The following is a 22,923-nucleotide window of genomic DNA, read 5'->3' as shown; positions in this document are numbered from 1 at the left end:
AAGTAACTAAAAAAGTTTTTTAGTTTAAAAAATATAATACCATTTCTAAAGTTTATTCTAATGGATTTTACAAAATATATATTCTTTTAAACCTATGAATATTATTAAGTAAAAATTTAAAATTCATTACTTATTCTGATTGAATTTTTAAATTATTTAGAATATTCCGTGTTTAAAAGTTTTATAGCTGAAAAAGTAATTTTAATATAGAGATTAGAGTGAATTTTATATTAATAAAAATAAGATTATATTAAAAAGGGTTAAATAAAATTATTATTTTAAAGGATAAGTAAAGATTTTATATAGAAAATACGAATATATAATAAGAGAATAAATGAAATAGGAGTTGAGTTTAATGTCCGGATTATTTGGAACTTTAAATATAGGAAAAAGTGGGATGTTTGCACAACAAGGTGCAATAAATGTTACTTCTCATAACATATCAAATGCTAATACAGAAGGATATACAAGACAAAGAGCAGAGCTTCAAACTACAAGACCCTACTGTAAACCAAGTATGCAAAATTATGCAGGACCTGGACAAGTAGGAACTGGAGTAGAAATAGCAGCTATAAATAGAGTAAGAGATAGTTTTTTAGATTATCAAACAAGAGTAGAGCTTGGGGTTCAAGGACAATACAGTAGCCGTAATAAATTTTTATCACAAATAGAAAATATATTAAGAGAACCTACTGACACTGCTATATCAGGCTTAATTGGAGAATTTTTTGATGCTTGGGGATCTTTCTCAGATCAAGCGGAAACTTCAAATGCAAGATCTGTAGTTATTGAACAATCAAAATCATTAGTTAATCAGTTAAATCATACTTTTAATGAACTAGAACAATTAAAGAGTAATACTCAAACTCAAATAAGCGAAGATGTTTTTACAATGAATAGTATTTTAAATCAAATAAACCAAGTAAATCAACAAATCATACAAGTAAAAGTAGCAGGACAACAACCAAATGATTTAATGGATAGAAGAGATTTATTACTTGATAAACTAAGTGAAAAGTTTGGTATAGAAACATCTAGGGAAGAATTTCAAGGTTTAGATTTAACTGCCTCAAATAGAGCTAAAAACTTCCAAGGATCAACTTCAGCTTTAGGCGGAGAACCACCTAAAGTAAAAGTTTTAGACGATAAAGGTAAAGTTATTCTAGATAAAAATAATAAGGAGATTACAAAATCTTTAAATTTAGTTCAAACTTTAAATCCTGATGATGTAGGTAGATTTGCATATATTTCAGATATAAAGCCAGCTCCAGCAGATGAGCAAGAAAAAAACAAACCTATAAGCAAAGGAGATGCTGGGGTATATAAAGTAACCTATTATAAAAATGGAGATACAACTTCAGATGATAATAAGGTAACAATAAACGTTAAAATAAGTGATACTAAAGATTTTGAAAGATTAGACCAATGTAGAGTTTTATGGACAAAAGATGGAGATGCAATAACTGTTGATAATAATATTAAAAATGGTCAAATAGGAGAAGGAGAAGGTTGTGAATTCTCACAATTAAAATTGTTTGAACCTCCATCTGGAGCATTAAGAGGTTATATGTCTGTACAAAAGGATATAGATGAATATGAAAATAAGCTTAATAATTTAGCAAAAGGACTTGCTTTTTCAGTTAATGCTATACATACACAAAGTAAAGATTTTGAAGCTGATACTTCTACTGTAATGAATTTTTTTGTTAATGGAGAAGATTCAACAGAAGATGGTGAAGGTAAAATAACAGCTCAAAACATAACTATTAATAAAAAAATCTTAGAGAATCCTATGAAGATAATTGCAGGTTCAGATCCTTCTACTGATAAAGTTGGTGAAAGCGACAACGCCAGGGCTATGGCTATATCAGCTTTAAGGAATACTCTAATGGCTATACAAAAAATAAATAGAGGTAGTACAAGAGCTGATTTTCTAAAAGAAAATGAATTTGCCCAAAAGGATGGAAGTATTATAAAAACTTTTTCAAAAAATACAAGTGGTATGACTTTAGATGGTTATTTTAATGATATAGTAGGAAATTTAGGTATAGCAACTCAAGAGGCTAACCGTATGACAACAGGACAAGCTTCAGTTTTAGCAAGTTATCAGCAACAAAGAGATTCAGTTTCAGGAGTATCTTTAGACGAAGAATTTGCAAACTTAGTTCAGTTTACTCATTGTTATCAAGCAAATGGAAAAGTTATAAGTACTGTAGATGAACTTCTTGATGTAGTTATAAATGGTCTTATGAGATAAAAAATAATTTTAAGATTGTTTTTTATGTTTTAAGTTTAGTAAATTTATATAATGTATGAGTGATAAAGTTTTAAAATAACTAATAATAAGATGAAAATAATAAGTAATATGAGGTGAATAAAATGAGAATTACAAATAGAATGTTATCTCAATCATTTTTAACAGATATGAATCATAATATGGGTAATTTAAGTAAATTACAAAGACAGATAACAACAGAAAAAAACTTTTCAAAGCCATCAGATGATCCTGCAGCTGTTGTAAGATCTATGCAATTACATTCAAGCATAAATGCTAATAAGCAATATAATAAAAGTATAACAAATGTTCTAAATCATTTAGATACTACAGATACTGCTTTAGGACAATTAGGTGATTATTTAACTTCAATAAGAGAAAAATTGATTTCAGCAGGAAATGCAGGATATGGCCCTGATGAAAGAAAAGCTATAAAAGATGAAATAAATGAAATGATAGGTGGAATATCTCAAGTTTTAAATACAAATGTAGATGGTAGGTATGTTTTTTCAGGAACAAGAGTTACATCAAAACCAGTAGATGCAGTTCGTAATGATAAAGGTAATATGGAACTTATTTATTTATCAAGAGATGGTAAAAGTATGGGAAGTATTGATTCTACTACAGGAAAATTTGCATTAAACTCATCATATGAAAATGAGTATAAAATGTTTAATGCAAACCTTCAATCAGAAATATCCCAAGGTGTTGTAATGGAATATAATGTAGGAGCTAGAGATGTTATAGAATTTAAAGGTAAACCAATAGCAGCATCAGTTACTTCTAATTCTAAAATAACACTACCAATTGATATGAAGGGAAAAGATGCTGAATTAACAGTAACTATTGAGGGAATAGGTTATACCTTAGATGCTAATTCAATGGGAGATATGAAAAATACTGATGATATAGTTAATGCAATTAAAAGTGCATCTAATGGAACTGATAAATTAGAAAAAGTTGCTAATGTATCAATTCGTGATGGTAAATTAACAATTTCCTCAAAAAAAGTTGGTGAAGATTCTGAGGTGGAAATAGGTATTACTGGAGGAGATAAAGATAAGTTATCACATGATTTAGGTATTAAACACGGAGATCATGATACAGGTAGCGATGGAAGCGATAAACAGTATAATTTAATGGGAATTTTAAATAATATAGTAAATCATTTAGATAGTGCTGACAAAGATGATATAAAAGAACTAGTAGAGGGAGATTTAAGCGGATTAGATCAAATTTCAAGTAATTTGTTAAAAATAAGAGCAGAAGTAGGAGCAAAACAAAACAGAATGGAATCTGTTAAGGCAATGAATGAACAATCAAATTTTGATATGACAGAAATACTTTCAAAAGAAGAGGATGTAAATATAACAGAAAAACTTATGGAATATTCAGTTATGAGGGCTGTTTATATGGCATCACTTCAGACTAGTGCCAAAGTATTACAACCTACATTGATGGATTATTTAAGTTAATAAGATATTTGTAGTTGGAGGATAAAAATGAAGCTTAATACAAAATATCATGGAACAATAGAATATGAAAAAAAAGATATAATACATTTAGAAAAAGGTATATTAGGATTTGAGAATTTAAAAAAATTTATTCTTTTTCCAGCAGTAGATAACGATTTTTTTAGTATAATTCATTCTATAGAAGATAAAGATATTGGATTTGTAGTTACATCACCTTTTGAAATACTTAAAAGTTATGAACTGAGCTTAAAAGATAGTATAATAAAGAAGTTAAAGATAAGTAAAGAGGATGATGTATTAATATTAAATATAGTGACTTTAAATTCAGAAATAGAAAATATCACAGTGAATTTAAAAGCTCCAATAATTATAAATGTAAAAGAAAAATTAGGAGAACAAATAGTTTTAGATAACAACAAATATAGTATAAAACATCCTCTAATTTAAGGAGTGAAGTTAGTGCTTGTAATTTCAAGAAAAAAAGGTGAATCAGTTCTTATAGGTGATGATATAGAAGTAACTATAGTAAAAGCAGATGATGGAACAGTAAAACTTGCTATAGATGCTCCTCAAAGCGTAAGAATTTTAAGAAAAGAATTATATAATCAAGTGAAAAGTGAAAATAAAAAGGCTGTAAATTTCGATTCTAATGTTTTAAAACAAATAAAAAATAACAAATAACAATTGAATTAACAATTAACAGATAATAGATAACAATTAACAATTAACAGATAACAGATAACAATTAAAAATTAACAAATAACAATTAACAATTCAATTGATAATTAACAATTAATAATTCAAATAATAAATAAAAAATAATAAATTAGAAATAAGAATTGATAATTTTAAAATTAAATATAAGAGGTGTGGAACATGGAAGTAAATAATTTATGTCAAGGAAGACAGTTAAATTTAGACATTTCATTAAAAGATGGACAAAATGATAGTTTGGATACCAATAACTCTTATTTAAAAGGAACGACTAAAAAACCTGTAGATAAAAAAGATCTTAAGTATGCTTTAGATAAATTAGATGGATTTTTGAAAAATGAAAGTGTTCATGTGGAATATGAAATTCATGATAAGTTAAAAGATATCATGATTAAAATTGTAGACGATGATACACAAGAAGTAATAAAAGAAATACCTCCTAGAAAAATACTAGATATGGTTGCAAAAATGTGTGAGATGGTAGGAATAATTGTAGATAAGAAAGCGTAATACCATATAAGTGCATATAGGAGGTATGAATATGGATTTTAGATTAAATAAAATAGAACCTGAAGTTAAACAAAGAATAAACGAAAAAACAAAAGAAGGTAAAATACATTCAAAAGGTAAAATAGTTATAGATAATGATAAAAAGCATAAAAATAAAGAAAGACATCAAAAGAAAAAAGAGGCTGAAGAAAAGTTTGATTTGTCCAAACATTTAAAAAAAGATAATAAAGAAAAAAATATAATAATAAAGGCAGAAGTAGATAGAAATAAGAGTATAAATAGCAAAGACAGAAGTAGAGGAGTATTTTTGGACACGAAAAAGTAGGAGGGTAAAGTTTAATGTATGGAAATAACGCTTATGATGTATATAAAAACAACAGTGTGAATTTTGCATCAAAAGAACAACTTTTATTAATGCTTGTAGATGGAGCGGTTAAATTTTCTAAACTTTCTAAAAAAGCAATAGAATTAAAAGAATATACTAAAGCCCATGAGAATTTAGTTAAAACACAAAATATATTTGTTGAACTAATGGCGACTTTAGATACTACAAATAATGAGGATTGGACAAAGCAGATTATGGCTGTATATGAGTTTATACACAGTAGGCTTATAGACGCTAATTTAAAAAAAGATATAAAAATAATAGATGAAGTTATACCACTAATAGAAAATGTAAGAGATACATGGTATGAAGCTTATAAAGTGTCTAAAAAAGCTAAGTAGGAAGGTGTAATTATGAGTAACGATTTAATGGGTGTAAGTGATAGTAGTAGGTTAAGAATTACAGGAATGGCATCAGGTCTTGATATAGATGAAACAGTAAAAAAGATGTTAATGGGTGATAGAATTAAAATAAATAAAGTTGAGCAAGATAAACAAATATTAACATGGAAACAAGAGATGTATCAAGAAATAATAGCAGATGTAAAAAGCCTTCAAAATTCTTATTTTGATGTAGTTGCTGAAAATTCAATGTTAAAATCTAGTAGTTTCTCTGATTTTGATATAAAAATTCCAGAACAAGACGAAGGATATTTGAAAGCAATAGCAAGACAAGGAGCTAAAGAAGGAAATTATACTATAGAAGTAGGTGGAGTTGCTAAAAGAGCTGTAAAATCAGGAAGTACATTAAATACACAATCAGAAGTTACAGATATTGATAATTGGACAGGTAAAACCATAAATATAAATGGAAAAGATATAACAATTCCTGATAAATCTACATCCTCTGCTCCAACAGAGATTAAGGATATATCAGATATTGCAGCTTATTTAAATAAAGAAATAAGTAGTGATTCTGATTTGGCAGGAAAAGTTTCAGTATCTTATATAAAACAAGATGGAAAAGAATATATAAAATTTAATAAACTAGTTTCTAAAGATGTAACTATAGATGGAACTTCTATAGATTCAAAATTGACTGGAAAAATAAAAAGTATGAGAACAGACGAAAAACTTAATCAGTCTGGAGATTTTTCAGTAACTTATAAAGATGAAACAGGAAAAGAAATCACTAAAAGTATACATGTAGATTCTGATGATACTATAAAAGATGTGATGGATAACATAAAAAAGGATAAAGATTTGTCAGCAAAAGTTATAGCAAAGTTTGATTCATATACTGGTAAGTTTAGCATATCAAGTAAAGAGACAGGAAGTTCCCAGCAAATCAAAATTACTGGAGATTCTAATGTATTAGATTCTTTAGGAATGAAAGAAGATACTGATTTTAATATTGGACAAAGTGCATCAATTAAAGTAATAGATCCAGATGGTACTGTTATATCTACAATATCAGAGAGCAATACTATAGATATGGGTGGGGTTACATATACTGTATCTTCTAAAACTAAATCTCCAGTGAAAGTAAATATAACTCAAAATGTAGATAAAACTTTTAACAGAATAAAAGAGTTTTTGGATAAGTATAATAAGGTTATCGAAAAAATACATGATAAAATTTCAGAAAAAAAACAATATGATTATAAGCCATTATCTGAAGAACAGAAAAAAGATATGACAGAAGATCAAATAAAAGCATGGGAAAAGAAAGCAAAACAAGGAATATTAAAAAATGATGATAACTTAGAAAAAATGCTTAGAGATTTAAGAGGTGCATTTTATAATAAAGTAGAGAATTCAGCTATGACTTTTAATAGAAAAGATTTAGGACTAGATACAAGTAATTTAGCAGATGAAGCTGGTCAAATTAAGTGGACTGATGGCGGAGAAGAAATACTTAAAAAAACATTAAAAGAAAGACCAGAAGATGTATTTCAGCTTTTTAATAAAACTTATGAACTTACAGAAGAAGATAAAAAGAAAACCTATAGTGAAGATAGGGAAAAAATGGCTAGAGATAGAAAAAAAATAATTTATGATAACTCTGGAATATTTCAAAGAATGAAAAGTATATTAGAAACTAATGTTGGAAGAGCTGGTACTGTATTTAATAGTGCTATACTTACAAGATATGCAAATAAGCAGGAAGACCATAGCTATATGGGTACATCGGGGGGAGCTACTATTCCAGACCAGATTTATAGAAAAGATAAAAGCATAAAAAATCTTCAAGAAAAAATGAAAGATAGGCAAGAACAGCTTTATTTGAAATTTTCAAGACTTGAAAGTATTATGAATAATTATAATTCACAAATGGCATGGCTTTCTCAGCAATTTGGTGGAGGTCAGTAATAAGGAGATATTATGGAGTCTTTAAAAAAGCATTTAAAGGAGTTTAAAGAAATAACTTTAAAACTAATAGAAGCTTTAAATAAAGAAGATTATGATAGTTTAGATAGATTAATTAGTGATAGACAGAGTGTAATAGAAAATATAGATAAAATACAATATACAAAGAAAGATTTTAAAAAATTAATAGAAGAATTTGATATATTAAAATGTAATAAAAAGTTTAGTTATCTGATGCAATCAAAAAAAGACGAGTATAAAAAAGAAATGCAAAAGTATGCTCTGAAAAAAAATGCCAGCAGAGTATATAATAAAGATGTGTATGGCGGAAGTAATATATTTAGTAAGAAAATATGACAATTAACAGATAACAGATAACAATTAACAATTAACAGTTAACAGATAACAATTAATAAATAATGAATAACAAATAAGATTTGAGGTAGTTTTTTAGTAATTTTACTAAAAAACATTAGAGATTTTATTCAGTTTACCTGTATAAAATCAACCTCATTTTTTATTTGTTATTTTTATTTTAAAACTTTATTATTTATTGCCTGATGTATAATATTTGTTTTTTAAAAAATTTAGTATTTTCTATTTAATATTTAATCTTTGAATTTAATTATTACTTATTAAGGTAATTATAGTAATAAATATAAAAATATAATATATTTATCATATTTTATATTTATTAAAAGTTAAACTTTAATTTTACATATAAAATAAATAAAAATAAAAAATATACGAAAATACAGTAAAGCACTAAAAAATAATGTCGATAATAATGTTGAAGAAATTAATAAAAACATAAATGAGCAAGGATGCTCAGTAAATTCAAGGAGGAATTTTAAATGATAATCAATCATAATATGAATGCAATGAATGCTCATAGAAATATGATGGGTAATGTAAGAAGTGCAGGAAAATCAATGGAAAAATTAAGCTCAGGTTTAAGAATAAACAGAGCAGGAGATGACGCAGCAGGCTTAGCTATCTCAGAAAAAATGAGAGCACAAGTTAGAGGTCTTGATCAAGCATCAAGAAACGCACAAGACGGTATTTCAATGATACAAACAGCAGAAGGTGCATTAAATGAAACTCACTCAATTCTTCAAAGAATGAGAGAACTTGCAACTCAAGCTGCCAATGATACAAATAACACAGAAGATAGACAACAAATACAAAAAGAAATAAATCAATTAACTTCTGAAATAAACAGAATAGGTAACACTACTGAATTTAACACTCAAAAAATGTTAGATGGTGGAGAAGCAGCTGGAAAAGCTAAAGGTGCAGAAGGCGGAGAAGAAACAAAAGTAGTTGCAGGTAAATTTGAATTTAAGATTGGAACAATGACAGACGATAAAACAATAACAATTGGTGGAGAAAAATTCACAAAAAAAACTGCTGATGATGCTGATGCTGGGGAATTTAAAGATGTAGCAGGATTAAAGGCTGCAATAGAAAAAAATGCAACATTAAGTGCTAAATATGATGTTACTGAAAATGCAGGAACAATAACATTAACACAAAAAGCAGGAAAAGAATCATCTGAAGCTTTAACATTAACAACAGATGATACTGCTAATAAAGCTACTATAGAAGGTTCACTAAAAACTGTTGAAGAAGGTAAAGGAGCAGAAGGTGGAGCTAAAGAAGCTAAAGCAGCTTCAAAAGCATTTGGTGATTTAACAATAACAGCTAAAGAAGCTGGAAAAGCAGGAAATGATATTAAAGTTGAATTTAAAGCATCTGGAACAGCAACAAAAGTAACTGCAGCAGTTAAAGATGGTGTTATAACTATTACAGGAAAAACTGCAGACCTTACAAATGATAATATCAAAGCAGCAATCGAAGGTAATGATGATGCTAAAAAATTAGTTAGTGTTGAAGTAGCAACTGGAAAAGGTTCTGAAACACAAACAGCAGCATCAGGAGTTGCACTTGAAGGTGGAGCAGATGCAGAAGAATCAAAAGCAGATGGATTTACAGCTACACTACAAATAGGTGCGAACAAAGGTCAAGCATTTAAAATGGAAATTGCAGATATGAGATCAGAAGCTTTAGGAATTTCTCAAAAGACATCTGGAGCAGCAGAAGCTGGAGATGCAGGAGAAGCTAAAGGAGAAGCAGCAAAAGCAGCAGAAAAAGATTTCACAATAGATGGTAAAACAGTAACTGTTACAGCTGGAGCTGAAAATGGTGAAAAAGGAAATAATATAGAAATAGAATTTGCTAAAGCAAATGGTACTACAAAAGCAGCATGGACTGGAAATAAATTAACAATTACTCTTTCTGATAATACAACAAATGAAAATACTGATGCTAAAATAAATGCGGCTATACAAGCAGCAACAGGAACAGTTCCATCAGGACTAGATGCTTCAAAAATTAATGTATCAGGATTAGATGCTACAGCAACAGGTGCCGATTTAAGTGGTGGTGGAGTAACAATGCCAGCAGCAGCTAAATTAGCTGGAGGAGCAGATGCTAAAGCAGCTGGCAAAGCTGACGGAGCTGAAGGCGCAGCAGCAGGAGCAGGCGCTGCATTTACTACAACAGGAGCTGTTACAAACGGAACTGATGATACTGCTGTAGAAAGTGCTCTTGATGTATCAAGTCATGAAAATGCAACAAATGCAATAGATGTTTTAAATACAGCTATAAATAAAGTATCAACTGAAAGATCAAAACTTGGTGCATACCAAAATAGATTAGAACATACTATAAATAACTTAGGAACTTCAAGCGAAAACTTACAAGCAGCAGAATCAAGAATAAGAGACGTTGACATGGCAAATGAAATGATGACATTCTCTAAAAATAACATTCTTCAACAAGCTGCACAAGCAATGCTTGCACAAGCTAATCAACAACCACAAGGTGTTTTACAATTACTAAGATAAGTGAGAATCTAAATCTTTGATTTAGTTATTCGAACTTACTCCACCGACATTAGGAGGCGAAGTTTCATAAGTTAATATCCCAAATCTGTGATTTGGTGATAGTAACTTACTTCACCGACTTTAGGAGGCGAAGTTACATTAAAAAGATAACAATTAACAATTTAGGTTGAAACTCTTTGAGTTTCTAGGATTATAAGTATTATATTAATTATAAGATTTTCTACAGCTTTGCTGTAAAAAATCTACCTTAATTATTAATTGATATGTGATAATTTTTAATTAAATTAGTGTTATTAATTGAATTATAAGTCTAGAACTTATTAAAGTGGACAGAGATTAAGTTCTCTGTCCACTTTTTAAAATAATAAGAAAAAATTGTAATAATTGTAATACATGTATTAAAAAATAAAAGCCCATTAAAACTTTAATTAAAATAAAATTTTATTTTATAAAAGATAAGCAGGGAAGCTTATAAAAATAAAAATATCAAGGAGGATTGACAAATGATTATTAATCATAATATGAATGCAATGAATGCTCATAGAAATATGATGAGCAATGTAAGAAATTCAGGAAAATCAATGGAAAAATTAAGCTCAGGGTTAAGAATAAACAGAGCAGGAGATGACGCAGCAGGACTTGCTATTTCAGAAAAAATGAGAGCACAAGTTAGAGGACTTGATCAAGCATCAAGAAATGCTCAAGATGGTATCTCAATGATACAAACAGCAGAAGGAGCTTTAAATGAAACTCATTCAATTCTTCAAAGAATGAGAGAACTTGCAACTCAAGCGGCAAATGATACTAATAACACAGATGATAGAAAACAAATCCAAAAGGAAATTAACCAATTAACTTCTGAAATAAATAGAATAGGTAATACTACTGAATTTAATACTAAAAAAATGTTAGATGGATCATCAGGGGCATCTTCATCATCTTCTTCTAGCAAAAAAGAGGAAGATGCAGTTTTAAAAGCCTTAAAAAGCTGGTGGATTCAAGGGGGAGCAAAACTTGTAAAAGATAGCTATGGAATTGAAGTACCAGAAAATACTAAAATAAAAGTAGTATTAGATGAAGGCTTAGGAAGTACAGCAGCTTTTGTAAGTGCAAAGTATAAACAAGATTCTACAAGTACAACAGGAGTTACAGGCAAAGGAAGTTCATTAGAGTTACATATAAATATGGATGCTGCTAAACCTTTAAATTTAGAAACTAGCAAAGATGGCGGAAATGCTCCAATGTATGATGATAGAGTTATAGCTCACGAACTTACACATGCTGTAATGAGTCAAACTATGAATTTTGGAGAACTTGAAACTTGGTTTAAAGAAGGTACAGCAGAATTTGTTCATGGTGCAGATGAAAGATTGGCTCAAAGTATAAAATCACTTGGTAGTGTATCTGCAGTAGTATCTAAAATAGGAAATGGTGCAAAATGGCCAGAAAATGCTGGAAGTGATGAATATTCAGCAGCTTATTTAGCAGTTAGATATTTGGATCAACAACTTGATGGAGAAGGCGGAATCAAAAAAATATTTGACTTTCTAAAAGAATCTACTAATCAAGATAAAACATTAAGTGATGCATTAGGGGCTACTACTAAATATTCAGGTAAATCAGTTTCAGATTTTATAACTGAGTTTAAGGGTGCAATAACAGACAAAAGTACTATGGAAACTAAAGCAGGAATCAATTTAAATAATAAAGATACAGGATCAGTTCTTGGAAAAGATAATGGTGGAGCAAATGAAATTAGCGCAAAAGATGTTATAAAAGAAACAGGAGATTTAAGTGCAGTTCCAACTGGAATAGAAAAATTAGCAGGATTTGAAGTAGAGTGGCCAGGAGGAGAGGAAAACTCATCATCAGGAATGACACTTCAAATAGGGGCAAATAAAGGACAAGCCTTTAAAATGTCAATAAAAGATATGAGATCAGAAGCACTAGGAATTTCTTCAAAAACAGGAGGAACAACTGGAGCAGGAGAAGGTGAAGGTAGCTCTAAAGATGCTACTTCAGCTAAAATAACAGGATCAAATTCAGCAGCGCCAACAACAAATTCAAATTCATTAGCTGTAGGGGATAAATTAGAAATAACTATAGATGGTACAAAGTATACTTTAACTGGAGATGCTATAAAAACAGCTATAGGCGATGGAACAGGTAAAGGAGAAAGTGATTTAAAAACATTACTTAATAATATGGAAGATGGTTCTAGTAACAAATTGTCTTCAGTAGCAGAAGTTAAAATAGATGGAGGAAAAATATCTATAATATCAAATAAAGAAGGTGCATCTTCTGAAGTAAAAGTTGAAATTTTGGGAACAGGAGAAAGTACTATAAAAACTTTATTTGGATTTGACGGAACAGAAAAAGCTAAAGGTGAAGATGCAAAAACTACTGATAGTAGTAATGCAGAAGGAGTAACAGGGGCAGCATTTACTTCTGATAAAGGTGTTACAAATGGAACAGATAGTGATGTAGTAGAAAGTGCATTAGATGTATCTAGTCATGAAAATGCAACAAATGCAATAGATGTTTTAAACACTGCTATAAATAAAGTATCATCTGAAAGATCAAAACTTGGTGCATATCAAAATAGATTAGAACATACAATTAATAATTTAGGAACATCAAGCGAAAACTTACAAGCAGCAGAATCAAGAATAAGAGACGTTGACATGGCAAGCGAAATGATGACATTTTCTAAAAACAACATTTTAGGACAAGCTGCACAAGCAATGCTTGCCCAAGCTAATCAACAGCCACAAGGTGTTTTACAATTATTAAGATAAGTGACACTCTAAATTTTTAATTTAGTTAGTGGAACTTACTTCACCGACATTAGGAGGCGAAGTTTCATTAATAATCAGCAAATATTAAAGATTAGATAACAAATGAAAAATAATGAATAAAAGATAATAAATAATAGATAAGGTGATTTTTGGTGTTATGCACTAAAAAATAATTAAAGGTTTTGTACAGCTAAGCTGCATAAAACTAACCTTATCTATTATTTTTTTATTTATTATTTAATCTTTGCCCTTTTGCTTTTAGTATAAAGTTATATAAAAAATATAAAAAAGCTATAAAGTATTATTTTAGGTTTTCGATATAATTATTGTATTCAATGTAAAATATTTGATTATATTATAATAAAAGTATTAATATAATGATATTTGAAGATATATTAATATTAGTATTATTATAGTAATAATTGAAGATTTATAAATAATAGTATTATATTATTTATAATTAAAATTTGATATTAATATAATGTTACAAATTGCAATTAAGCTATATGCTTAAAATATAAATAGTGAGCAAGGAAGCTTACTTAAAAGTTTAAAACTCAAGGAGGAATTTTAAATGATAATCAATCATAATATGAATGCAATGAACGCTCATAGAAATATGATGGGTAATGTAAGAAGTGCAGGAAAATCAATGGAAAAATTAAGCTCAGGTTTAAGAATAAACAGAGCAGGAGATGACGCAGCAGGACTTGCTATCTCAGAAAAAATGAGAGCACAAGTTAGAGGTCTTGACCAAGCATCAAGAAACGCACAAGACGGTATCTCAATGATACAAACAGCAGAAGGTGCATTAAATGAAACTCACTCAATTCTTCAAAGAATGAGAGAACTTGCAACTCAAGCTGCCAACGATACTAACAATACAGATGATAGACAACAAATACAAAAAGAAATAAATCAATTAACTTCTGAAATAAACAGAATAGGTAACACTACTGAATTTAACACTCAAAAAATGTTAGATGGTGGAGAAGCAGCTGGAAAAGCTGATGCTACAAAAGGCGGAGATGCAGAACAAAAAATGCAAGCTGTTGTTACAGGAAGTAAGTTAGATGCAGCTGCATTGAAAGCTTTAACTTCAGAGACAAAAATAAAAATTGGTGGTACAGAAGTTAAAGTAGCAGGAACACCAGGTACTGGTTATACTAATATAAATGATTTAAAAGCTGCTGTAGAAAAAGGAATTAAAGATGCTAAGGTTGAAGGAGTTACAGTAGGAGTAAAAGATGGAGCACTTACATTAACTGCTGAAAAAGATATAAAAATCGAAGGTGCTGATGTAGCTAAATTAGGATTAAAAGCAGAAACTACAAAAGCAGAAGCAGTAAAATCAGAAAAAGCTGGAGAAGAAGCTAAAGCAGCTTCAAAAGCATTTGGTGATTTAACAATAACAGCTAAAGAAGCTGGAAAAGCAGGAAATGATATTAAAGTTGAATTTAAAGCAAGTACAGGAGCAACAGCAGTAACTGCAGCAGTTAAAGACGGCGTTATAACTATTACAGGAAAAACTGCAGACCTTACAAATGATAATATCAAAGCAGCAATTGAAGGTAATGATGATGCCAAAAAATTAGTTAGTGTTGAAGTAGCAACTGGAAAAGGTTCTGAAACACAAACAGCAGCATCAGGAGTTGCACTTGAAGGTGGAGCAGATAAATCAGAAGCAGAAGGATTTACAGCTACACTACAAATAGGTGCAAACAAAGGCCAAGCTTTCAAAATGGAAATTGCAGATATGAGATCAGAAGCTTTAGGAATTTCTCAAAAGACATCTGGAGCAGCAGAAGCTGGAGATGCAGGAGAAGCTAAAGGAGAAGCAGCAAAAGCAGCAGAAAAAGATTTCACAATAGATGGTAAAACAGTAACTGTTACAGCTGGAGCTGAAAATGGTGAAAAAGGAAATAATATAGAAATAGAATTTGCTAAAGCAAATGGTACTACAAAAGCAGCATGGGCTGGAAATAAATTAACAATTACTCTTTCTGATAATACAACAAATGAAAATACTGATGCTAAAATAAATGCGGCTATACAAGCAGCAACAGGAACAGTTCCATCAGGACTAGATGCTTCAAAAATTAATGTATCAGGATTAGATGCTACAGCAACAGGTGCCGATTTAAGTGGTGTTGGAGTAACAATGCCAGCAGCAGCTAAATTAGCTGGAGGAGCAGATGCAAAAGCAGCTGAAAAAGCTGACGGAGCAGAAGAAACAACAGGAGCAGTATTTACTAAAACAGGAGCTGTTACAAACGGAACTGATGATGAAAATGTAGAAAGTGCTCTTGATGTAACAAGTCATAAAAATGCAACAAATGCAATAGATGTTTTAAATACTGCTATAAATACAGTATCAACTGAAAGATCAAAACTTGGAGCATACCAAAACAGATTGGAACATACTATAAACAACTTAGGAACATCAAGCGAAAACTTACAAGCAGCAGAATCAAGAATAAGAGACGTTGACATGGCAAGTGAAATGATGACATTCTCTAAAAACAACATTCTTCAACAAGCTGCACAAGCAATGCTTGCACAAGCTAATCAACAACCACAAGGTGTTTTACAATTACTAAGATAAGTGAGAATCTAAATCTTTGATTTAGTTATTCGAACTTACTCCACCGACTTTAGGAGGCGGAGTTTCATAAGTTAATATTCCAAATCTGTGATTTGGTTATAGTAACTTACTTCACCGACTTTAGGAGGCGAAGTTTCATTAAAAAGATAACAATTAATAATTAAAGATTTAAAAGTCGGAGGAGTAAATCTTCTCCGGCTTTTTTTACTCTAAAATGGGGGGAGGATTAACTTATGATAATAAATCATAATATGTATGCTATGAATGCTCATAGAAATATGATGAATAACATAAGAAGTGCAGGAAAATCAATGGAAAAATTAAGTTCAGGTTTAAGAATAAATAGAGCAGGAGATGACCCAGCAGGACTTGCTATTTCAGAAAAAATGAGAGCACAAATTAGAGGCCTTAATATGGCAGCTAGGAATGCTCAAGATGCAATATCTATGATACAAACAGCAGAAGGTGCATTAAATGAAACCCATTCAATTCTTCAAAGAATGAGAGAGCTTTCTGTACAATCTGCTAATGATACTAATACAGATAATGATAGAAAACAGATACAAGAAGAAATTAACCAATTAACTTCTGAAATAAATAGAATAGGAAATACTACTGAATTTAATACAAAGAAAATGTTAGATGGATCATTAGGAGGAGCCTCATCTTCAACTAAAAATGATAATCAAGCAGTTTTAAAAGGGTTAAAAACTTGGTGGATTAAAGGTGGAGCAAAACTTGTAAAGGATAGTTACGGAATTGAAATTCCAAAAGATACTAAAATAAAAGTAGTATTAGATAAAGGATTAGGAAATACAGCAGCCTATGTAAAAGTAGGTTATGTTGGTGGTTCTTCCAAAGGTATTCCTTTGGAACTCCATGTAAACATGGATGCAGCAAAGCCTTTAAACTTAGAAAAAAGTAAAGATGGCGGTAAATTTCCTATGTATGATGATAGAATTATAGCTCATGAACTTACTCATGCTATAATGAGTCAAACTATGAATTTTGCTAAGATTGAAACTTGGTTTAGTGAAGGAACAGCAGAATTTGTTCATGGTGCAGATGAAAGATTAGCTCAAAGTATAAAATCATTAGGTAGTGTAAAAGCAGTAGTTGATAAAATAGGTGACGGGAAAAATTGGCCTAAAAATGCAGATAGTGATGATTATTCAGCAGCTTATTTAGCAGTTAGATATTTAGATAAACAACTTGATTCAAGTGGTGGAAATGGAATTAAAGAAATATTTGATTTTTTAAAAAAACCTAGTAACCAAGATAAAACATTAAGCGATGCATTAGCTGATGAAGGTACATTTAGTGATGTTTCAGATTTTATAACTAAATTTAAAGCTGCTGTAAAAGATGAAGGTACTATGATAAGTGAAGCAGGGATTAATTTAAGTAATAAGGATACAGGTTCAGTTCTTGGAGCAGATAATGGTGGAAAAGAAGAGATTAATGCAGAAGATGTAGTTAAAGAAACAGGAGATATAAATGATGTTCCAACGGGAACAGAAAAATTAGCAGGATTTGAAGTAGAATGGCCTGATTTATCAAAATCATCAAAAGCTAAATTTCAGATAGGTGCAAACAAAGGACAAGCGTTAGGATTATCAATAGATGATATGAGAGCAGAAGCTTTAGGAATTTCTTCAAAATCATCTGGTGGAGCGTTTACTTTAGAAAATGGAGTTACAAATGGATCTGATAATAAAAATGTAGAAAGTGCACTTGATGTATCAACTTACAAAAATGCAACAAATGCAGTAAAAGTTTTAGACAATGCTATAAATAAAGTATCAACAGAAAGATCAAAACTTGGTGCTTATCAAAATGTACTAGAACATAGAATAAACTATTTAAACTGTGCATCAGAAAACTTACAAGCAGCAGAATCTAGAATTAGAGATGTTGATATGGCAAAAGAAATGATGAACTTCTCTAAGAAAAATATTTTAAGTCAAGCTGCACAAGCAATGCTTGCACAAGCTAATCAAGCGTCACAAGGAGTTTTACAATTACTTAAGTAATTGTAAAACAATTAATAATTAACAAACATTTATAAATTAATAATTAAAAGATAACAAATAACAATTAAGGTTGAAACTCTTCGAGTTTCTAAGATTATATTAGTATTATATAATTATAAGATTTTCTACAGCTTTGCTGTAGAAAATCTACTTTAACTGTTAATTGATATCTGACAATTATTAATTAATTTTATGTTGTTAAAAGATTTTTTATCAAAGATGTATATAGCTTTAAAAGAAGCTTCAGAAACAGAATGCTGGTTGCAACTCTTAAGAGAGACAGGATATATAGAAGAAAAATATTATAATAAAACAATTAATGATTGTAAAGAAATAAATAAAATTTTACATGCTATTGTAAAAACTACTAAGAAAAATATTAGTTAAGATAAATCTCCAATGGTACTTGGTATTAGTTTTTTTAAGTGCTATTGGAGATTTTTTAGTATTATGTTTGAATATATATCCTAATAGTAGTATTTTAGTCATTATTTAATATATATATATTTTATGATTGTAAGAATTTTTACATATAAAATTCTAATCTTAATTGATATTTGATAATTGTTAATTAAATTTATGTTGTTAATTGTTATCTTTTATCTGTTAATTGTAAATTAAATTTAAGTTGTTATTTGTTATCTGTTAATTATTAATTGAATTATTAATATTGTTATAGAATGCTTTTTCTCCTTAATAAAGTATTACTAAAATTTTTCGATAAAAAAGTAAGCATATTATTATACAAAAGAAAATTGGAGGGTATTTTAAATGGGAGAAACTAAGTTTAGTAAAATATTACAACCTCAATATATGAATGAGTTTAAATGTATAGGAAAAGAGTGCATGGAAAGTTGTTGTGTTAAATGGAATATACCTATAGATAAAGATACTTATAAAAAGTATAAAGATAGTAAAAATGAAGAGTTAAAAGATTTATTTTCAAATAATATAAAAAGATGGAGAAGCAAAGGGGATTATTCTAATTATGCAAAAATAAAATTAAAAGATAACGGAGAATGTCCATTTTTAGATAAAGATAAGCTTTGTAGTATCTATAAGCATTTAGGTGAAGATAGTTTAAGTACAACTTGCACAGTATATCCAAGAGATCATAATAAAATAGATGATTCTTTAGAAATATCCGCTACTATGTCCTGTCCAGAAGCTGCTAGACTTGCACTTTTAAATAAGAATCCAATGGAATTTGATTGTTTAGAAAAAGAAATAAAAATAAAGGATGGACTAAAAAGAAAGGTAAATACAAATAAAGTAGATTTTAAAAATAAAATTAATAGATATTTATGGGATTTTAGAATATTTACTATATCACTTCTTCAAAATAGAAACTATAGATTATGGGAAAGGTTAACCATATTAGGGCTCTTTTTTGACAAAGTGGGTAAGTCAAAACTTAGTGATTCAATTAATATAATAGCAAATTATAATTCAAATATAGAAAAAGGATTATATAAGGGAGAGTTATCAAAAATTCCATCCAATATGCAAATTCAATCTATTATAACTAATGCTCTAACTAAAAAAAGAGTTTCTATGGGTACAAATAATAAAAAATATATGGATTTATTAATAAAGTCCATGGAAGGCATAGGTTATGGTAAAAAAGAAGAAATAGAAAATAATTTAAAATGTTATGAAAAAGCTTATAACTATTATACTGAAAATTTTGAAGAAAAATATGAATATATACTAGAAAACTATTTAGTTAATGATGTATTTAAAGAAATATTTCCATTAAAAAGAAAGAATTTGTTTGAGAATTATGAAATTCTTATTGTTAAATATGCAATAATTAGAATGCACCTTATAGGACTAGCTTCTTTTTATAAAGATGAGTTTACGGAAGAAAAAGTTGTAAGTCTTATACAAAGTTTTAGTAGAGTAATTGAGCATAATGATTTATTTATACAAAAAGTATACTCAATTTTAAAAGAAAATAATATAGAAACTATGGCCTATATGGCAATGCTTTTAAAATAATAAATAAGGAAAAAATCCTTTGGAATTTTTTATTCTATAATTAGAAATTTCAAAGAATAAAGTATAGAAAATAAAAACAATAAATAAAGACTAACTTTAAAATATCTAATTAGCTATTTTGAAGTTAGTTTTTTATTTTATTAGCAGGTGTTTTTGTTTTTGGGTTTAATTGTTAAATGTTATTTTATAATTATTAATTGTTTAACGTTGCTCATTATAATTGAGGGGCCTATAGGTTGTTATTTGTTAATTGTTAATTGAATTGTTATTTTTTATTTGTCAATTGTTAATTATGTACCCCTTGGGTATAATTATAATACAAACATATTTTTATTTTAATGTTGTAATTACTAATTTATGAATATTTTTAAATATCTTGCAGTTTAAGATAACTTATATATTTTGAAATCATAAGAATTTTCATATGCAAAATTCTAACTATAATTGTTATCTATTAATTATTATTTATTATCTATTAATGGTTAATTATTAATTGAATTGTTATCTGTTAATTGTTAATTGTTAATTACTAAAGGGGGGGGAGGTTTTAAAATGCCTAAAATACTTATTGTTGATGATAATAAGCAAATCACTTCAGTCCTACAAGAGTATGCTAAAAGAGATGGTTATTCAACTATAATTGCTTTTGATGGTGAAGATGCTATTTCAAAATTTAAAAGTGAAAAACCAGATATTTTGCTTCTTGATGTAATGATGCCTAAAAAAGATGGATTTCAAGTATGTAGAGAAATTAGACAAACTTCAAATGTACCTATAATTATGATAACTGCCAGAGGGGAAGATTTTGAAAAAATTATGGGACTTGAAATTGGAGCAGATGATTATATAGTAAAACCATTTTCAGCCGGTGAAGTTATGGCAAGGATAAGAGCAATAATGCGCCGAATTACTAGAGAAGAAAAATCTTTACAGCTTATAGAAATTGAAAATCTTATTATAAATCTTGATGATTATAATATTTTTATTGATGGTGAACCTGTATCTCTTACCAAAAAAGAGATTGAAATTTTGTGGACTCTTGTTAATGATAAAAACAAAGTTTTTTCAAGAGAAAACCTTTTAAATTCAGTATGGGGATATGATTATTTTGGAGATAATAGAACTGTAGATAGTCATATAAAAAGACTTAGATCAAAACTTGATAAATACTCCCATGACTTATGGCAAATTAAAACAATATGGGGAGTTGGGTATAAGTTTGAGGTGCTTAAATAATGAGAAATAAAACTACTTTGAAACTAAGTTCATATTTTGCAATTTCTCTTTTTATTTTTGCTGTTATTATAGGAGGAACATTTTCCTATTTATTTAGAAAACAAACTATAGAAACTCATAAAACTCAGCTATCAAATCGTGCAAAATCTATATCTACTACTGTTTCTGATTATATGGGAAATATTAATATTAAATCAAAAATGGGAGGGGGAATGGGTAGCGGATTTGGAGCTTATATGCGTTCTTTAAGTAGTATCGCAGGTGCTGATGCTTGGGTTATAGATAAAGACAAAAATTTAATAACAGCAGGAAGTGGAAAAGGCTTTAAAAATGGAATCCACGATGTTTCTTACGCTAATTTGCCAGAAGATGCAGATAAAATAATATCAGAAGTATTTTTAGATAAAACTGTTTTTAGTGAGGATTTTTCTGGTCTTTTAGAAGAACCTACGTTAACAGTAGGAGTACCTATTAAGGATAGAGGAAATCAAATTATGGGAGTAGTTTTGCTTCATTCTCCAGTAGTAGGAACTAACGAAGCTGTTAAAAGTGGAATTGGGATTTTATTTTTAAGTATTTTACTAGGAATAATTGTGTCTTTTCTTTTATCCCTATGGTTATCAAAAAAATTTACTAGTCCTATACTTCAAAAAGAAGCGGAAGATGCTATAAGACTTGATAAAATACGAAGAGATTTTGTAGCTAATATTTCTCATGAGCTTAAAACTCCAGTAACAGTAATGCGAGGATCACTTGAGGCTTTAACAGACAAAGTAGTTACAGAGCCTAAAATGGTAGAAAGTTACCATAAACAAATGTTAAAAGAATCGATATATTTACAAAGACTTATTGGAGACTTATTAGATTTATCAAAGCTTCAAAATGCTGATTTTGAAATGGAAAAAAGTAATGTTTCTATTTTTGAGTTGCTCCATGAAACCATTAGAAGTGCAAAACATATAGGAAAAAGTAAGAATATTAAAATAGAATTCGAAAAAGATAAAGACTTTATTATTGAAGGAGATTATGGAAGACTAAGACAAATGCTTATGATTATTTTAGACAATGCTATTAAGTTTTCACCTAAAGATGGTGTAGTTAAAGTTCTACTTAGAAATCGTGAGCTTACGATAAAAGATTATGGAATTGGTATTTCTAAAGATGAACTTCCATTTATTTTTGAAAGATTTTATAAATCAAGGACGGAAGAAAATAAATCAGGAACGGGATTAGGACTTGCTATTGCAAAACAAATTGCCCACAGACATAATATAAATTTATGGGCTAAAAGTATTGAAGGCACAGAAACTGAATTTAAATTTAAATTTTAATGGATATTAAATAAAATATAAAAGATACAATATACTGATTTGATTTTTCAGTAGGTTGTATCTAATTTTTTATTTTAATATTTCTAATATATAAGAGAGTTAAGTGAAAGACTAAAAATATAGTGAAAATGTGAAAATGAATAGAATTTAGAAATGATTATATAAAAGTAATTGATTTAAGTTATGCTAATACATATAAGTAATAATATTAATCATAAGATTATTATGTTATAAGATTAGGTTCAATTTTTATTAAAATAAAAGTTGAAAATTAAGTAGTAATATATGATTTTGATAAGTGTAAGAATAATAATATATTGTATGAGTAAAATTTATTTTCCT

Annotated in this window: 17 protein-coding genes; all 17 read left to right on the top strand. The window is 28.8% G+C overall.

Going from position 1 to position 22,923, the window contains the following annotated elements; all coding sequences use genetic code 11:
• Positions 1-355: 355 nt before the first annotated feature.
• The 17 genes from flgK to ABDZ71_RS17190 all read left to right on the top strand — a co-directional run bounded on the left by flgK (position 356) and on the right by ABDZ71_RS17190 (position 22,581).
• The gene (gene flgK, locus ABDZ71_RS17275; protein WP_343763653.1) at positions 356-2,257 is read left to right on the top strand and encodes a flagellar hook-associated protein FlgK; all 1,902 of its coding nucleotides are present in this window, start codon (positions 356-358) and stop codon (positions 2,255-2,257) included.
• A 122-nt stretch (positions 2,258-2,379) separates the two neighbouring features.
• Positions 2,380-3,750: a flagellar hook-associated protein FlgL gene (flgL, locus tag ABDZ71_RS17270; RefSeq protein WP_343763651.1), complete on the top strand. Its 1,371-nt coding sequence runs from the start codon at positions 2,380-2,382 to the stop codon at positions 3,748-3,750.
• Between the two features lie 27 nt (positions 3,751-3,777).
• Entirely contained in the window at positions 3,778-4,197 is a 420-nt protein-coding gene (gene fliW / locus ABDZ71_RS17265) for a flagellar assembly protein FliW (RefSeq protein WP_343763650.1), read from the top strand.
• A gap of 12 nt (positions 4,198-4,209) precedes the next feature.
• Positions 4,210-4,431: a carbon storage regulator CsrA gene (gene csrA / locus ABDZ71_RS17260; RefSeq protein WP_343763648.1), complete on the top strand. Its 222-nt coding sequence runs from the start codon at positions 4,210-4,212 to the stop codon at positions 4,429-4,431.
• Between the two features lie 195 nt (positions 4,432-4,626).
• The gene (locus ABDZ71_RS17255; RefSeq protein ID WP_343763646.1) at positions 4,627-4,974 is read left to right on the top strand and encodes a flagellar protein FlaG; all 348 of its coding nucleotides are present in this window, start codon (positions 4,627-4,629) and stop codon (positions 4,972-4,974) included.
• 31 nt (positions 4,975-5,005) lie between these two features.
• On the top strand, positions 5,006-5,299 hold the full coding sequence (locus ABDZ71_RS17250; RefSeq protein ID WP_343763643.1) for a hypothetical protein: 294 nt from the start codon (positions 5,006-5,008) through the stop codon (positions 5,297-5,299).
• Positions 5,300-5,313: 14 nt separating this feature from the next.
• A complete protein-coding gene (gene fliS, locus ABDZ71_RS17245) occupies positions 5,314-5,700 on the top strand; it encodes a flagellar export chaperone FliS (protein WP_343763641.1) in 387 nt (128 codons plus the stop codon).
• Positions 5,701-5,712: 12 nt separating this feature from the next.
• Positions 5,713-7,671: a flagellar filament capping protein FliD gene (gene fliD / locus ABDZ71_RS17240; RefSeq protein ID WP_343763640.1), complete on the top strand. Its 1,959-nt coding sequence runs from the start codon at positions 5,713-5,715 to the stop codon at positions 7,669-7,671.
• Between the two features lie 12 nt (positions 7,672-7,683).
• Positions 7,684-8,025 (top strand): flagellar protein FliT, encoded by a 342-nt coding sequence (locus ABDZ71_RS17235; protein WP_343763638.1) that lies wholly within the window; start codon positions 7,684-7,686, stop codon positions 8,023-8,025.
• Between the two features lie 497 nt (positions 8,026-8,522).
• Complete coding sequence (locus tag ABDZ71_RS17230) at positions 8,523-10,577, top strand: flagellin N-terminal helical domain-containing protein (RefSeq protein WP_343763637.1); 2,055 nt, start codon at positions 8,523-8,525, stop codon at positions 10,575-10,577.
• A 503-nt stretch (positions 10,578-11,080) separates the two neighbouring features.
• Positions 11,081-13,375, top strand: coding sequence for a flagellinolysin (locus ABDZ71_RS19950; protein ID WP_425544729.1), 2,295 nt, complete (start codon positions 11,081-11,083; stop codon positions 13,373-13,375).
• A 574-nt stretch (positions 13,376-13,949) separates the two neighbouring features.
• Positions 13,950-15,980, top strand: a complete 2,031-nt coding sequence (locus ABDZ71_RS17215) for a flagellin N-terminal helical domain-containing protein (protein ID WP_343763635.1) — start codon at positions 13,950-13,952, stop codon at positions 15,978-15,980.
• Positions 15,981-16,213: 233 nt separating this feature from the next.
• Complete coding sequence (locus tag ABDZ71_RS17210; RefSeq protein ID WP_343763632.1) at positions 16,214-18,013, top strand: flagellinolysin; 1,800 nt, start codon at positions 16,214-16,216, stop codon at positions 18,011-18,013.
• A 192-nt stretch (positions 18,014-18,205) separates the two neighbouring features.
• Positions 18,206-18,400 carry a four helix bundle protein gene (locus ABDZ71_RS17205; RefSeq protein ID WP_343763630.1) on the top strand — a complete coding sequence of 65 codons (195 nt, stop codon included), beginning with the start codon at positions 18,206-18,208 and terminating at the stop codon, positions 18,398-18,400.
• A gap of 384 nt (positions 18,401-18,784) precedes the next feature.
• The gene (gene fliB, locus ABDZ71_RS17200; RefSeq protein ID WP_343763628.1) at positions 18,785-20,014 is read left to right on the top strand and encodes a flagellin lysine-N-methylase; all 1,230 of its coding nucleotides are present in this window, start codon (positions 18,785-18,787) and stop codon (positions 20,012-20,014) included.
• A 552-nt stretch (positions 20,015-20,566) separates the two neighbouring features.
• Entirely contained in the window at positions 20,567-21,250 is a 684-nt protein-coding gene (locus tag ABDZ71_RS17195) for a response regulator transcription factor (protein ID WP_343763626.1), read from the top strand.
• A complete protein-coding gene (locus ABDZ71_RS17190; RefSeq protein ID WP_343763624.1) occupies positions 21,250-22,581 on the top strand; it encodes a sensor histidine kinase in 1,332 nt (443 codons plus the stop codon). Before ABDZ71_RS17195 ends, ABDZ71_RS17190 begins: the two co-directional genes overlap by 1 nt.
• Positions 22,582-22,923 lie beyond the last annotated feature (342 nt).

This window comes from Clostridium oceanicum (assembly GCF_039521385.1).
GTDB classification, from domain to species: Bacteria; Bacillota; Clostridia; order Clostridiales; family Clostridiaceae; genus Clostridium_F; species Clostridium_F oceanicum.
The sequence above is the reverse complement of the archived record's forward strand: the minus strand, read 5'-3'. Positions and strand labels throughout refer to the sequence as shown.

What these genes read in the sequence shown, in the direction of transcription:
- flgK (WP_343763653.1), top strand. Translation starts at nt 356, where the DNA reads ATGTCCGGATTATTTGGAACTTTAAATATAGGAAAAAGTGGGATGTTT.
- flgL (WP_343763651.1), top strand. Translation starts at nt 2,380, where the DNA reads ATGAGAATTACAAATAGAATGTTATCTCAATCATTTTTAACAGATATG.
- fliW (WP_343763650.1), top strand. Translation starts at nt 3,778, where the DNA reads ATGAAGCTTAATACAAAATATCATGGAACAATAGAATATGAAAAAAAA.
- ABDZ71_RS17255 (WP_343763646.1), top strand. Translation starts at nt 4,627, where the DNA reads ATGGAAGTAAATAATTTATGTCAAGGAAGACAGTTAAATTTAGACATT.
- ABDZ71_RS17250 (WP_343763643.1), top strand. Translation starts at nt 5,006, where the DNA reads ATGGATTTTAGATTAAATAAAATAGAACCTGAAGTTAAACAAAGAATA.
- fliS (WP_343763641.1), top strand. Translation starts at nt 5,314, where the DNA reads ATGTATGGAAATAACGCTTATGATGTATATAAAAACAACAGTGTGAAT.
- fliD (WP_343763640.1), top strand. Translation starts at nt 5,713, where the DNA reads ATGAGTAACGATTTAATGGGTGTAAGTGATAGTAGTAGGTTAAGAATT.
- ABDZ71_RS17235 (WP_343763638.1), top strand. Translation starts at nt 7,684, where the DNA reads ATGGAGTCTTTAAAAAAGCATTTAAAGGAGTTTAAAGAAATAACTTTA.
- ABDZ71_RS17230 (WP_343763637.1), top strand. Translation starts at nt 8,523, where the DNA reads ATGATAATCAATCATAATATGAATGCAATGAATGCTCATAGAAATATG.
- ABDZ71_RS19950 (WP_425544729.1), top strand. Translation starts at nt 11,081, where the DNA reads ATGATTATTAATCATAATATGAATGCAATGAATGCTCATAGAAATATG.
- ABDZ71_RS17215 (WP_343763635.1), top strand. Translation starts at nt 13,950, where the DNA reads ATGATAATCAATCATAATATGAATGCAATGAACGCTCATAGAAATATG.
- ABDZ71_RS17210 (WP_343763632.1), top strand. Translation starts at nt 16,214, where the DNA reads ATGATAATAAATCATAATATGTATGCTATGAATGCTCATAGAAATATG.
- ABDZ71_RS17205 (WP_343763630.1), top strand. Translation starts at nt 18,206, where the DNA reads ATGTTGTTAAAAGATTTTTTATCAAAGATGTATATAGCTTTAAAAGAA.
- fliB (WP_343763628.1), top strand. Translation starts at nt 18,785, where the DNA reads ATGGGAGAAACTAAGTTTAGTAAAATATTACAACCTCAATATATGAAT.
- ABDZ71_RS17195 (WP_343763626.1), top strand. Translation starts at nt 20,567, where the DNA reads ATGCCTAAAATACTTATTGTTGATGATAATAAGCAAATCACTTCAGTC.
- ABDZ71_RS17190 (WP_343763624.1), top strand. Translation starts at nt 21,250, where the DNA reads ATGAGAAATAAAACTACTTTGAAACTAAGTTCATATTTTGCAATTTCT.